This window comes from Maribacter litopenaei, from assembly GCF_025244665.1.
GTDB classification, from domain to species: domain Bacteria; phylum Bacteroidota; class Bacteroidia; order Flavobacteriales; family Flavobacteriaceae; genus Maribacter; species Maribacter litopenaei.
In genome coordinates, this window is sequence record NZ_CP104205.1 from 2,213,495 (window position 1) to 2,226,554 (window position 13,060).

The following is a 13,060-nucleotide window of genomic DNA, read 5'->3' on the forward strand; positions in this document are numbered from 1 at the left end:
AATGCAGGATTTTTGGAACCAAAGATATTCCGAGGAAACGTTTGCCTATGGCACCGAGCCAAATGAGTTCTTCAAACAGCAGCTAGAACTTTTAAAACCCGGAAGTATTTTACTTCCTGCCGAAGGTGAAGGTAGAAACGCCCTGTATGCCTTACAAAAAGGTTGGAAAGTACACTGTTTTGATTATAGTGAATCCGGCAAACAAAAGGCCCTCGAATTAATTCGACCTTTTGGTTTTGAATTGGATTACCAAGTATGTGATGTTCTTGAATATAGAGCGGAAAAGCAATTTGATGTCCTTGGGTTTAGTTATGTACATTTTCCAAAGGAAATACGCCCAAAAGCACATGAATACCTGCTTTCATTTTTAAAACCTGGAGGTACGATTATTTTTGAGGCCTTTTCAAAATCACAATTAGGAAAATCCTCTCGGTGGTCCAAAAAATTTGGAGATGCTCTTTTCCGTAGATGAAATAAGAAGTGAATTTCAAGGAATCCAATTTGGTTATTTGGAGGAATTGACAATTCAATTAAATGAAGGGCAATACCATATGGGTGAGGCTTCTGTAATTCGGTTTACAGGTAAAAAAGGGGGCTAAAGAATTAGCCCCTTTTTTATTATTCATTTTATTAGAAAACAGTACTAGAATTTATACTGCAAAAAAGCAGAGAAATTCCTTCCCGGATCGTTGATACGTGTATTCGTAAAACCAGCTTGATTATTAAAGGCAAAGTTCAAGTGGTTATTATATGTGGCATCGAATACGTTTAAAACCGCCACACCCAAGGAAACGTTTCTAACCGGTATTATACCTAGTCTAACATCCAATACTTCATATCCTGGAGTAACCTGTTCTCCAAAAGAAGGTGCAATATCATCCTGCTTCGAGGTTATTGTGTAATTCGCATTTGCCCAAAATTTCTCCGTTTCATAGCCTAACTTCAACCGTGTAGTCAAAGGAGGAACTAACGGTAGGGATTCGCTCAAATCCTTGTTTTTGGCATATACATAGGCTAATTCCGTTGTGAAATTTAAGTGATTCCAAAAATCAAAACCTGCCATGACTTCAAAACCGGTCTTATAGGCCTCATCCAGATTTCTAAAAACTTTAGGGTTTACAGGTTCATTACCGGGCATATATTTTCGGGTCAAGGATTCGTCAATAATCGGAACAATATAATTTTCATACAAGGAATAATAAAAGGAAGTACTATAGTTAAAAGCGTCTGAAGTTTCTTCAGAGAGAGGCAGCCTCCCTTTGAACCCGACTTCAAACTGATTGTTTACCTCGGCCTCCAAATTGGGGTTTCCTATATATTCATAAGGATCTTGTCCAACCGTAAAATGGTTGATAACCCGCTCTATCATATTTGCGGAGCGCACGCCCCTACCATAGGCAACCTCCATAATAAATTCCGTTGAAGGGACATATTTTATTGAGGTAGTGGCACTTATGTTATGTTCGGTACGCTTTTCCAAATCAGGGTATAAAGCTGCAAAGTCGTCCGCTGGGTCTTTGATTTCAGAGGTTATGTTATCATACCGAATACCGGCCGTCCAAATGGTATGGGAAGACAAAGGGTATTTGGTTTCTGCAAAAATACCCAAATCATATATGTAGGAATCCTGCCATACCTTGTCCACAAATTCCATGGGTGTAGGCAAAGGTCCCATCATATTCCTTTTTACCAAACGGGTTCGAGCCCCATCACGAGCAATATTTAATATATCTAAACCTGTGTACAAGGAAAGCTTGTCATTCGGCACGAGTTTAAATTCCAATTTACCTCCTGCCGTAGTGGCATCAATTTCAGAAATTGCTTCCGTCATCATAAAAGAAGGTCTATTGGTATTTGACATGATATGATCCACATAACTATAGTAGGCTTTTGCCGTTATATCCTTAACCAACCCAACTAGCCCGGTCAACTTGTAATCCAAGGAAAGTATACTACTGTTATCCTCATCCGTGTCCATGGGGAGCCCGGCATGTAAAACGTCCCTTCCATACGATTGTCTCCAATTGGCCTGCAACCGCTGGTTATCGCTAAAATTATATCCTGCTTTAACACCATATTCCAAGCTTCTGAAAGAAGATGGAATTTCCGTTCCATCGCCATCCTCATAATTTCCAAAATCCCGATATCCTATTGTTCCGCCAACATCGTATTTTGCAGTGGCCTGCTGAATTTGAGCAGTGGTTACCATGGATTCACCATTGGTTTCGTACCCTGCACCAATACTACCACTTAGCCCATAGTCTTGGGATGAAGGTTTTTGAGTCACCATATTAATCACACCGCCAAAAGTAGCACCGTAACGCACCGTATATGGTCCTTTGATGATTTCAATCTTTTCTATTTCTTCCGGATTTACATGCGTGGTAATAGGATCCATTCTATTGGGGCATGCATGCATCACCTTGGTTCCCCCATCAAACTGAACATTTAATTGTTCGTACTGAGACGCCCTAAAACTAGGGTCGATCGCATAATTTCCTCGTTTTATCAAGGAGAATCCATTAACATCCGAAAAAAGATCCGCCACATTCCGTGGCTGAACAATCTTTTTTGCATAATCATTGGTTTCCATGACGTGGACGGGATCGTCCTTGCTATGACCCGTAACCAAAACGCCCTGTATTTGAATGGGAGCCTCGTTTAAATAAATTATCAAGACTTGATCAGAGGGAAGAACTTGAATTTCTTTAGTCTCGTGCCCTACGAAAGAAACAATGATTTCCTGTCCGTTTTCATTGATAAGGATTTCAAATTTACCGTTTAGGTCTGTATGGGCAGTTGTTCCTCCAGTAGTCCGAATATGGGCTCCCGCAAGTACTTCTTTAGTATTCTCGGACAGAATTTGTCCTTTAAAATTTTGTGCATTGATTAGATTGACCAAGAGCAATGCCCCTAGTAATCCAAGATATTTTAGATTCATTTTTAATCTTTAAATATTATACATAAGATGTGTCCGGGAAATGACCACTCATCCCGGAAAATTGAAATTGGAAAAAAGAATCCTAGTATCTCGGGAGGTATTATTGTGACTGGCACAAAACGAAAATTGTATAAGTTTATTTGCTTTGCATAAACCCTTTTCAAAACCGAAAAAACTTTAAAATCAAGCGCGGATAAAGTTTCTAAAAATAGGATTGTTTCCGTTTTTAGCCAGTCTAAGTTGAAAGGCTTTCTTTCCTCCTGCTTTTTTTTAGCCAACATTTTAGAAAGGGCGCACTTGCCATTACATTGTAACTCCGGCCTTTCTTTGTTCTCACAAAATCGCTCTACGAAGTCTTCGGTGAACAGTGCATAATACCCCAAAGTGCCCGCTATTTTAAGGCTTCCGGCTATGGTTATGACCAGGAACAAAATTGTTATGGCTAAGGTATTCACTTTCACGTGGCGAATTTATAAAAGAACCAAAACTCTAAAAGTGACATAAGTCACATTCCTTCATGTTCTTGGGAAAAAACATTTCAACCAATTGAAATTCAATTTTATACATACTAGAGTAGAGTCACTAAAATTTACATTTTACACTAAAGCATTTATTCTAAAGACTTATAACCTAAAAAAATGTTAAAAAGATACCTATGTAACCTAGGTTACTACACGACTTTATATGATAGTGTAAATTTATCAAAAATTAAAAATTCAATAAACAATATCTATTATGAATACTGAAAGTAACACTTCCGAAACAACGAATGTAATGCCAAGAATTGGAGATCAAGCACCTGATTTTACAGCAGTAACAACAAAAGGTAAAATAAAATTTTCTGATTTTGCAAAAGACAAATGGGTCGTAATGTTCTCCCATCCAGCGGATTTTACACCCGTTTGTACGACGGAAATGAGTGGTTTTGCAACCGGAAAATCCGAATTCGATGCACTCAATACAGAGCTAATGGGGTTAAGTATTGATAGCATTCATGCACACTTGGGTTGGGTACAAAACGTACGGGAAAATACAGGTGTATATTTTGATTTTCCGATTATTGCCGATCTGGATATGAAAGTATCTAAACTTTATGGCATGCTGCAACCTAATGAAAGTGAAACAGCCGCCGTACGTGCCGTATTTTTCATTGACCCCAGTAAAAAAATACGTTTGATTATGTACTACCCACTAAACGTAGGTAGAAATATGGACGAAATTTTAAGGGCGTTGGAAGCCCTTCAAACTTCCGACAAACACAAAGTTGCCATGCCATTGGATTGGAAAAAAGGTGACAAAGTGATTGTGAGTCCACCAAAAACATTGGATGAGTTAAATGAACGGATTAAGGACGAATCACTAGAAAAAGTGGATTGGTATTTAGCCAAGAAAAGTATTTAATCAAGAGTCATCATCGGTCTATTCCCTTAGAATAGACCGATTTTTTTATCATTTAGGACTATTGGCCAAACCATCATAAGGAAGTATATGATATTTGTTAAAATTTAGGAATTGTAACCCATATTACTCAATAAAAAGTACCCCAATCGTAATTTTGTAATAAACCGAATACTATGGATGTAGAAATTCTTGCCGGAATTCAATTCGCTTTTACTATTGCTTTTCACTACATATATCCACCACTGAGCATAGGTATAGGTTTGATTATGGTCATTATGGAAGGTTTGTATCTTAAAACTGGCCATAAGCACTATGAAGTTCTTACTAGGTTTTGGTTAAAGATATTCGCCATAACCTTTGGAATTGGGGTGGCTACGGGAATTATCATGGAGTTTGAATTCGGCACCAATTGGTCCGTATACTCCAAATATGTGGGTGATATTTTTGGTAGTGCATTGGCAGCCGAAGGGCTATTCGCTTTTGGTTTGGAAAGTACTTTTTTAGGGATTTTATTATTTGGCTGGAACCGCGTATCACCAAAAGTTCATTTCATATCCGCACTTGGTGTTTTTTTAGGGTCTATGTTTTCTGCGGTCCGGATAGTGGTCGCCAATAGTTGGCAACAAACCCCCGCAGGATACCATATTGTAGGTGAAGGTCTAAGTGCCAGGGCCGAGGTAACCAATTTTTGGGCCATGGTTTTTAACCCATCTAGTGTGGATAGAATTATCCATGTTTGGCAAGGGGCATTTTTAGCGGGTGCTTTTATGGTCTTGAGCGTTCATGCCTATTATCTTTTAAAGGGAAGATATGTTCAGATTTCCAAAAAAGCATTCAAAATCGCTTTATTTGTAGCTACCGTTATTTCTTTGTCGCAACTAGTTTCGGGTCATAGTTCAGCTGATGGCGTTGCCAAGCATCAACCGGCCAAACTGGCCGCTATGGAAGGCCACTATGAGGAATCCGCAGCAGCTGACCTTTACCTATTTGGTTGGGTTAACAATGAAACCCGTAAAGTTACTGGTATGGGAATACCTGGAGGTTTATCCTTTTTGGTACATCAAGATTTTGAGAAGCCCATTAAAGGCCTGAATGCCTTCCCAAAGGATGAAATACCCACTCAGGTCAATGCCGTGTTTCAGTTTTATCATATAATGATTTCAATCGGCATGTTTCTTATTCTATTGACTCTTTACGCTAGTTATTTATGGTGGCGAGGGACATTATTTGACAAAAAGTGGTTGCTCAAAATCTTTGCGTTTTCGGTATTATTGCCCCAAATAGCGAACCAAGTTGGATGGTTCGCTGCGGAAATGGGTCGTCAACCCTGGGTTGTTTACGGGCATTTAAAAACAAGCGAAGCATTTTCACAGGAGGTGTCCGCAAATCAAATCCTGTTCTCATTGGTATTGTTTCTGATAGTCTACACGATTCTATTTTTGTTGTTTTTGTATTCCCTGAACAAAAAAATTAAGCATGGACCTTATGAGGAAGCTGAAAATCCGGACGAATTTTTAAAATATACATAAGAGCAGAATCATGGAAACATTTTTAGGGATAGATTATCCAACGCTGTGGTATTTAGTAGTGGGATTGCTGTTTTCAGGTTATGCCATTTTGGAGGGCTTTGATTATGGTGCAGGGGCTTGGCATTTGTTTTTTAGAAAGGATTTGAGCAGACGAATTGCCATAAACGCCATTGGACCATTGTGGGACGCTAACCAAGTTTGGTTGATTATTGGAGGAGGTGCCCTATTCGCCGGGTTTCCGGTCATGTATGCTACCATGCTTTCGGCCATGTATATTCCTTTTATGGTGTTTTTGATGTTGCTCGTTTTACGCTCGGCGGCCATTAAATTTAGAAGTTCGGAAGAAATGACCTGGTGGCGAAAAACTTGGGATGTCGTCTATTTTGTATCCAATACCCTTATAGGTTTTCTTTTGGGCGTTGTTCTTGGAAACATTCTCCAAGGCTTTGAACTTCATGAAAACTTTGAATATAGGGGAGGCATCTTTTTAACTTTTTTAAACCCATATGCCCTCATGACGGGCCTCACTACCCTGTCCATTTTTATGACCCAAGGAGCAATTTTTTTGTTGTTAAAGACAGAAGGCAAGCTGCATGATAGACTTTCCTATCTCTTGAAAAAAGGAATGGTTTTCTTCATTATCAGCTTTGCTATTACCTCATTATACACCCTTACCTTCCTTCACGGGGTAACCGATAAATTTAAAGAGCAGCCCATTTTCTTTATTCTACCGATACTTGCGTTTCCGGCGGTAGCCAATGTACCCAGATTGGTTTCTAAAAAAAGATATGCGTACGCATTGGTGTTTTCATCATTGATTATGGCATTTTTATTAATGTTGGTGGCATTTCAACTATATCCCGTGCTTTTGCCATCAACAGTTAACCCAGGATATAGTGTAACCATTTATAATGCGGCCTCTTCCCAAAAATCATTGGGAATTATGCTGACCATCGTATTAATCGGCGCACCACTTCTAGCGGGATACTTTTTATTTTTATACAAAACCTTTCATGGCAAAGTAAAATTGGACGATACCAGTTATTGAGGTATGAGCAATGGCTGTTAATAAAAGAGCATCCAAATGGGTGCTCTTTTCATGTTACTACGGGGACGAACTCAAATTATCGTTGAAATCAGTATTTTGTGTCAAGTATTATCCTTTGGTAATCAAAAAATGAAATAAGGTCTAATACATCTTTCTTGAACAAATAATCGACAATTATATAGGGTATTGCTATTTGTAACCTTTGTTACAGACCAAAACCTGATCAATGTCATATATTTGCCTCATAAAAATTGTTATGGACTGGATTTATGAACCTTGGCCTTGGTATGTTTCCGGGCCGATGATTGCTTTGGTGATGTTCCTATTATTAATGGTAGGAAAGAACTTTGGAATGTCCTCCAACCTTAGGATCTTATGTACTATATGTGGTGCAGGCAATAAAGCTGATTTTTTTAGATTTGACTGGAAGGCGCAACGCTGGAACCTAGTAGTGGTATTAGGTGCCATTATCGGTGGTTTTATTGGTTCACATTTTATGACCACCGATGCGGCCGTTGCAATTAACCCTGATACGGTGAGCACTCTTAATGAGCTTGGTTTTAGCAGCGCAGGTAAGACCTATTTACCCACAGAACTATTTAATATGGAAGCCATGACAGACCTCAAAAGTCTTGCGCTTTTGTCTATTGGCGGACTCTTGGTAGGTTTTGGTACCCGCTATGCAGGAGGATGCACCTCCGGCCATGCCATTTCCGGATTGAGCAACCTTCAGTTCCCATCACTGATTGCCGTTGTAGGGTTCTTTATCGGTGGTTTGATTATGATCCATCTTATTTTCCCCCTAATATTTTAAACTATGAGAACCCTATCCTATTTATTGATCGGAATCGTTTTCGGAATCACCATGTTCAAATCTGAAGCAGCATCCTGGTTCCGGATTTATGAGATGTTCAAATTTGAATCCTTCCACATGTATGGTATCATAGGTTCTACGGTGCTAATTGGAATTATTACGGTACAAATGATCAAAAGAGTACCTATTAAGTCCTTTTATGGAGAAACGATCCAAATACCACCTAAGGCCAAGAGTTTTAGCCGTTATATGTTTGGAGGAATACTTTTCGGATTGGGTTGGGCCTTGGCAGGTGCTTGCCCAGGACCCATGTTCACCTTGGTCGGTGCGGGCTATGTTCCCATTTTGGTAGTAATTGCTGCGTCGATTTTGGGAACTTTCCTTTATGGATTACTTAAAGACAAATTGCCTCACTAGCTAGCTACAATTTCCACCCATTTTTTCGGATTAGTTGAGTGAAGTCCAAAAAGTAACTTAATCAAATTCCTTTATGAATGGTATGATTTTTATCATTCCCTAGGTGTCGCTTTATGTGTAGTTTTCGGTTAACCCATAACCTATCCCGATGACTATTCTATATGCGACCGATTGTTCTAAAAACTCCATATCTACGTTACAATATGCCCAAAAACTGGCCTTACAGTTAAGTGCCAAGTTGGTGGTACTCTATGTCTACGATATTCCACCCATTGCCGGAAAAACCATCAAAACGGAGGAGCAGATTCAAAGGGGGCTAAAAAAGGAAAAATTACAACTCTTGAGGAGCTATTGCCATGAAAATTCGGTAGAAAATATAAAAAATCTAACCATGTTCCTTACCTCCGAATATGGAGCTTCCATTACGCATACCATCATGGAATACACCCTACATTTGGATTGTAATCTATTGATAATTGGTATGAAGGATGAACACAGCAAAAGGGGTGTGTTTTCAGGAAATATCGCCAATAGTCTACTAAGGCATATCAATTGTAAAATGATGATCGTTCCAAATGCTTTTGAATTCTCTGCCATAACATCGATTGTTTACGCAACCGACTTTGAGGAAGAAGACATTAAGGCTATTCAGCAGGTACTACAAGTTTTTAAAATGCAAAATTTAGAAATCAAAGTTGTCCATGTGGATACAAATACAAACGCCAAAGGAAAGGAGCAAATGGAGTGGTTTAAGGAAATGGTACTTGAAAAGGTTGGGGATAGTACAATTTCGTTTAATGTAATAAATGCCAAAACAGTTCCCCAAGGTTTGCGCATGTTCATCGGGGATGAAAACCCTAACCTAATCGCTCTTTTGGAACGTGAGGAGCCAACAATATTTAAAAAATTGTTTCACAAGGATTTGATCAAAACTATGGAGTCGCGAATTAGAATCCCAATACTATCTATTAACCAAAAGTCGTTACAGTGAATATGTGCTTTTCATTCTCGTTAAATAATTAGACGTACCTCCCCAAGTTCCTCCAATCGATACGGAAATTTATCGCCGGGAGAGCCGATGAACATGAAATTGGTAGGAATATTCCATTCCTTTGAAAGCTCCTCTATTTTCTTTGGACCAAATTCATCCTCAACCTCCACAAAATCGATATCTATAGTGGGGTAGGCCCTATTGAGTACCTGTATATCCGTCCTCAAGTTTTTTACCACCTGAACTCCTTTATCCGGGATTGAAACAATTTTTAGTTTTCTGGTAGGTTCATTCTTCTTAATATATAACATGATTTTATTTAGTCACCTTTTTGAATGAAAATCCAGTATAAATTTGTAATTATTTATAGGATGGTAGGATTTATATTATCCTTATAAACCGCTATTTCTTCAAATTAAAGAATGTAAGAATTTCTCCTAAAAAGGGAAGAACTTGGAGAATCTCAACAAACTTTCATTGCAAATTAAGCTTTAATTCTTTTCAAGAAATTAGGATTTACAGAATCCTTTTACATCCAATGCTGAAAATAGAAAAGATGAAATTTCATAAATTCAAAAAAGGAAGGGATCTAGATAATCCTCAAAACCCTCATAGCAAATGACAAAGTGAAGGTTACCACCTTCGCACTTTTTGCTTTCAAACACTTATACAAATTTTGTTTGCGCCCCCTTTAAAAGCAAAAAGTGAACTGTTTTCACAGTTCACTTTAACATTCAGTCGGGATGACAGGATTTGAACCTGCGACCACTCGACCCCCAGCCGAGTGCGCTACCGGACTGCGCTACATCCCGAATTTTAATAAATAACACCAACTTTTGTGTTGGCCTCGTAGTTTTTCAAATGACCTAGAACATCCTCTAGTGCAGTTTATCCTGAGCTCGCCTGCACTGAGCGCAGACGAAGTGTCGAAGGGCTACATCCCGAATTCGGATGGCAAAAATAAAAAAGTAAAATAGATTACTCCCTATCTTTTTGCAAATTTTAAACTAGCGCAAACTTTCAATCCATTCGAATAGTCGCTCTGTCCAACCTCTAAGGTGTATATCGTTTCCGGCCAATGAAAATCCGTGTCCGCCTTTAGGATAAATGTGCATCGTCGCAGATACCCCTTTATCTTTAAGTGCCTGAAAAAATAGCAAACTATTTTCTACTGGAACCCCTCCATCATCCGTAGCGTGCATGAGAAAGGTGGGCGGTGTTTCAGCAGATACTTGTTTTTCATTTGAAAAGTGCTCGACCATGGCTTCCGTGGGATTTTCACCAATTAAATTTTTCTTGGAACCGCCATGAGTGTTTAAGCCAAAGGTAATGACCGGATACCCAAGCGCCATAAAGTCCGGGCGGGTACTAAGTTGATCAACAGCATCCACGGCTTCATAGACCTTTTCATTATAATGTGTACCTAAGGTAGAAGCCAAATGACCCCCAGCAGAAAACCCGATAATCCCGATTTTATCCGTCTTAATATTCCAACCATCGGCCTTACTACGCACCAAACGTATGGCACGTTGAGCATCGATCAACGGTACATTGTGCTTTTCCACTTGCGATACATCAGAAGGCAATCGGTACTTCACGACAATACCAGCTATGCCCTTTCCGTTTAAAAACTTCGCTATATCCGTTCCTTCCCAATCATAGGCCAAAACACCATATCCCCCACCAGGGAAAATCAACATGGCCTCACCGGTAGCATTTCTTGCTGAAGGCAAATACACCTCAATAGTAGGGTCTTGCACCTTACTAATAATGAGAATACCTTCTTCTCTATGAGTCTCCTTTTCGTTACTATGAATGTGATTGGGACCTTACCCTTTGGCCATAAGGGTATAATGGTATCTTGTGAATACATGGTTATACCTATTAAGAAAATTATTCCGTAAACTAGTTTTTTTGGCGTTTCCATTTTTCTATTATTTTATTCGCAATCCCAGGTAAAGTTGGCTATTTTTTCATTGGATGCAGATGACAGGTTATAGTGCCACCATTCCGTGCGTATCGACCAAAAGCCATGCTTTTCCATCGTTTCCTTTAATAATTTTCTATTGTCCAAAATTTCTTGGGGAAGATCTGTATTATCGTGATAGGCCCTTTTACCAAAAAAATCGAAATCGGTTCCCATATTCAATTCCTTCCCGTCCAGATCCACCAAGGTAATATCCACTGCCCCGCCCTTATTATGTATGAATCCTTTTACCGGATTCGCCACATATTGCGGGTTGGGAACAATCTCCCACATCTTGTACTGAACGGAATTGGGCCTATAGCAATCGTAGAACTTTATTTTTACACCTTCTTTTAAAAAGTCCTTATTAGCGGCAATTAGGGCCTTCGCGGTTTTGACCCGGGTGTAGCATTCGGCACATTCATACACCTTAGCCTTTAAAAAGTTATTTTCAGTGGCATAGCGCATGTCATAGGCAAAGTCATCACTAAAGTCGGCCAGCCTTATAAAGGTGGTATCGGCCAGTCCATCAAAACTCCTTAGTCGCACTTCTGAAACTGGTGCTGCCTCGATCATGGTATCCTTTTTCTTTATTTTTTCGGGGATTGCCGCCTCTTTTTCCTTTTTATTTCCCGACTTACAGGAAACAATCAATAGACAGAAAAGCATTCCAAAAATGTATTTCATACCTGCAATTATTGCGATTAAATTACATCTAATTGAGGGAACTTCCTAAAACCTACTTCATATGAAGGTGGGATTCCAATTTTTCATGATGATTGATGTAAATATGCGTAAATTGATTTTTGTGAAAAATCAAATCCGAACTATGTATTCAAAAATTTCCCTCGTTAGTATCCTTATCCTTTTTTTAGCCTGCAAAAATAAATCAGGGACAACCGAGCCAACTGGAGAAGAACCCTCTTCCCAATGGCTATTGGGTTTTGAAAAGGCTGAAAAAATCCAATAATGGTTCCGGATTCTACCTACATATTTACCGATCCCATTACCCAAAAGGAAGTCCGATGGCAAAAGGCAGATGTTTTTAATCCGGGGGCCATTGTAAAAAACGATACCGTTTTTCTCCTGTTTCGTGCCGAGGACAACCCCGATGCCATTTTAGGCGGACGCACCTCAAGAATCGGGCTCGCCTATAGTACCAATGGTATTGATTTCACCAAGTATCCGGAACCGGTTTTCTTTCCACAGGACGACGCATTTAAAAAATGGGACTACCCTGGTGGTATGGAAGATCCTCGAATTGTAGAAACACCTGATGGCACGTACCTTATGTACTATACTAGTTGGAACCAAGATGTAGCCGGACTTTCCGTAGCCTCTTCAGATGATTTGAAAAATTGGTCCAACCATGGCCCCATATTTCAAAAGGCTCACGACGGTAAATTCTTGGATGTTTGGAGCAAGTCGGGTTCCGTGGTGACGGAATTAACCAATGGCCGCTTAATCGCCAAAAAATTCAATGGTAAATACCTCATGTATTGGGGAGAACTTTTTGTAAATCTTGCCGAAAGTGAAAATGGAATCGACTGGACACCCCTACTTGATGACAATGGCGAACTCCTTCATGTGTTTAAACCGACCTTAAACGAGTTCGATAGTCACTTAACGGAACCGGGGCCTCCGGCCTTATATACCGAAAATGGAATTCTATTGCTGTATAATGGCAAGAATCTTTCAGGTGAAGGTGCTACCGACCAATATCCGGAAGGCACCTATTGTGGCGGGCAAGTGCTATTTGATAAAGAAAACCCAACCAAGATGCTAGAACGACTGGAAACTCCTTTCATTTGCCCCAGCTTGCCCCATGAAGTCAGCGGGCAATACAAGGCCGGAACCACCTTTATCCAAGGATTGGTCTATTTTAAGGACCAATGGTTTCTGTATTATGGGACGGCCGATTCCATGGTGGGATTGGCGATTAAGGAATAATAT

At 39.6% G+C, this 13,060-nt stretch carries 13 protein-coding genes and 1 tRNA gene; 9 read left to right on the forward strand and 5 right to left on the reverse strand.

Annotation, left to right across the window (positions count from 1 at the left end):
• The first annotated feature begins 1 nt into the window (after position 1).
• Complete coding sequence (locus NYZ99_RS12025) at positions 2-472, forward strand: class I SAM-dependent methyltransferase (RefSeq protein WP_338038989.1); 471 nt, start codon at positions 2-4, stop codon at positions 470-472.
• Positions 453-599 carry a hypothetical protein gene (locus tag NYZ99_RS21920; RefSeq protein ID WP_338038990.1) on the forward strand — a complete coding sequence of 49 codons (147 nt, stop codon included), beginning with the start codon at positions 453-455 and terminating at the stop codon, positions 597-599. The genes NYZ99_RS12025 and NYZ99_RS21920 overlap by 20 nt, the downstream gene beginning before the upstream one ends.
• Before the next feature lie 44 nt (positions 600-643).
• Here NYZ99_RS21920 and NYZ99_RS12030 read toward each other — a convergent pair whose 3' ends face one another.
• The gene (locus tag NYZ99_RS12030; RefSeq protein WP_260571393.1) at positions 644-2,941 is read right to left on the reverse strand and encodes a TonB-dependent receptor domain-containing protein; all 2,298 of its coding nucleotides are present in this window, start codon (positions 2,939-2,941) and stop codon (positions 644-646) included.
• A 735-nt stretch (positions 2,942-3,676) separates the two neighbouring features.
• Here NYZ99_RS12030 and NYZ99_RS12035 point away from each other — a divergent pair.
• The 6 genes from NYZ99_RS12035 (at position 3,677) to NYZ99_RS12060 (ending at position 9,141) form a co-directional block, all read left to right on the forward strand.
• The gene (locus NYZ99_RS12035; protein ID WP_260571394.1) at positions 3,677-4,342 is read left to right on the forward strand and encodes a peroxiredoxin; all 666 of its coding nucleotides are present in this window, start codon (positions 3,677-3,679) and stop codon (positions 4,340-4,342) included.
• 173 nt (positions 4,343-4,515) lie between these two features.
• Positions 4,516-5,871 carry a cytochrome ubiquinol oxidase subunit I gene (locus NYZ99_RS12040; RefSeq protein ID WP_260571395.1) on the forward strand — a complete coding sequence of 452 codons (1,356 nt, stop codon included), beginning with the start codon at positions 4,516-4,518 and terminating at the stop codon, positions 5,869-5,871.
• 10 nt (positions 5,872-5,881) lie between these two features.
• The gene (gene cydB / locus NYZ99_RS12045; RefSeq protein ID WP_260571396.1) at positions 5,882-6,919 is read left to right on the forward strand and encodes a cytochrome d ubiquinol oxidase subunit II; all 1,038 of its coding nucleotides are present in this window, start codon (positions 5,882-5,884) and stop codon (positions 6,917-6,919) included.
• A gap of 256 nt (positions 6,920-7,175) precedes the next feature.
• A complete protein-coding gene (locus NYZ99_RS12050) occupies positions 7,176-7,733 on the forward strand; it encodes a YeeE/YedE family protein (protein ID WP_260571398.1) in 558 nt (185 codons plus the stop codon).
• 3 nt (positions 7,734-7,736) lie between these two features.
• Positions 7,737-8,150, forward strand: a complete 414-nt coding sequence (locus tag NYZ99_RS12055) for a DUF6691 family protein (RefSeq protein ID WP_260571399.1) — start codon at positions 7,737-7,739, stop codon at positions 8,148-8,150.
• A 148-nt stretch (positions 8,151-8,298) separates the two neighbouring features.
• Positions 8,299-9,141 carry a universal stress protein gene (locus NYZ99_RS12060; protein WP_260571401.1) on the forward strand — a complete coding sequence of 281 codons (843 nt, stop codon included), beginning with the start codon at positions 8,299-8,301 and terminating at the stop codon, positions 9,139-9,141.
• Positions 9,142-9,161: 20 nt separating this feature from the next.
• Here NYZ99_RS12060 and NYZ99_RS12065 read toward each other — a convergent pair whose 3' ends face one another.
• The 4 genes from NYZ99_RS12065 to NYZ99_RS12080 form a co-directional block, all read right to left on the reverse strand.
• On the reverse strand, positions 9,162-9,452 hold the full coding sequence (locus NYZ99_RS12065; protein WP_260571402.1) for a hypothetical protein: 291 nt from the start codon (positions 9,450-9,452) through the stop codon (positions 9,162-9,164).
• Positions 9,453-9,879: 427 nt separating this feature from the next.
• Positions 9,880-9,953: transfer RNA gene (locus tag NYZ99_RS12070), tRNA-Pro, on the reverse strand.
• A gap of 195 nt (positions 9,954-10,148) precedes the next feature.
• Positions 10,149-10,901 carry an alpha/beta hydrolase gene (locus NYZ99_RS12075; protein ID WP_260571403.1) on the reverse strand — a complete coding sequence of 251 codons (753 nt, stop codon included), beginning with the start codon at positions 10,899-10,901 and terminating at the stop codon, positions 10,149-10,151.
• 179 nt (positions 10,902-11,080) lie between these two features.
• Positions 11,081-11,794 (reverse strand): M15 family metallopeptidase, encoded by a 714-nt coding sequence (locus tag NYZ99_RS12080; RefSeq protein WP_260571404.1) that lies wholly within the window; start codon positions 11,792-11,794, stop codon positions 11,081-11,083.
• Between the two features lie 282 nt (positions 11,795-12,076).
• Between NYZ99_RS12080 and NYZ99_RS12085 the strand changes: the two genes are divergently transcribed.
• Positions 12,077-13,057, forward strand: coding sequence for a glycoside hydrolase family 130 protein (locus tag NYZ99_RS12085; protein ID WP_260571405.1), 981 nt, complete (start codon positions 12,077-12,079; stop codon positions 13,055-13,057).
• Positions 13,058-13,060: the final 3 nt, after the last annotated feature.

Bases quoted from the DNA above. Each gene is read 5' to 3' on its own strand.
- NYZ99_RS21920 (WP_338038990.1), top strand. From the start codon at position 453: ATGCTCTTTTCCGTAGATGAAATAAGAAGTGAATTTCAAGGAATCCAA.
- NYZ99_RS12035 (WP_260571394.1), top strand. From the start codon at position 3,677: ATGAATACTGAAAGTAACACTTCCGAAACAACGAATGTAATGCCAAGA.
- NYZ99_RS12055 (WP_260571399.1), top strand. From the start codon at position 7,737: ATGAGAACCCTATCCTATTTATTGATCGGAATCGTTTTCGGAATCACC.
- NYZ99_RS12060 (WP_260571401.1), top strand. From the start codon at position 8,299: ATGACTATTCTATATGCGACCGATTGTTCTAAAAACTCCATATCTACG.
- cydB (WP_260571396.1), top strand. From the start codon at position 5,882: ATGGAAACATTTTTAGGGATAGATTATCCAACGCTGTGGTATTTAGTA.
- NYZ99_RS12050 (WP_260571398.1), top strand. From the start codon at position 7,176: ATGGACTGGATTTATGAACCTTGGCCTTGGTATGTTTCCGGGCCGATG.
- NYZ99_RS12065 (WP_260571402.1), bottom strand. From the start codon at position 9,452: ATGTTATATATTAAGAAGAATGAACCTACCAGAAAACTAAAAATTGTT.
- NYZ99_RS12025 (WP_338038989.1), top strand. From the start codon at position 2: ATGCAGGATTTTTGGAACCAAAGATATTCCGAGGAAACGTTTGCCTAT.
- NYZ99_RS12085 (WP_260571405.1), top strand. From the start codon at position 12,077: ATGGTTCCGGATTCTACCTACATATTTACCGATCCCATTACCCAAAAG.
- NYZ99_RS12030 (WP_260571393.1), bottom strand. From the start codon at position 2,941: ATGAATCTAAAATATCTTGGATTACTAGGGGCATTGCTCTTGGTCAAT.
- NYZ99_RS12080 (WP_260571404.1), bottom strand. From the start codon at position 11,794: ATGAAATACATTTTTGGAATGCTTTTCTGTCTATTGATTGTTTCCTGT.
- NYZ99_RS12040 (WP_260571395.1), top strand. From the start codon at position 4,516: ATGGATGTAGAAATTCTTGCCGGAATTCAATTCGCTTTTACTATTGCT.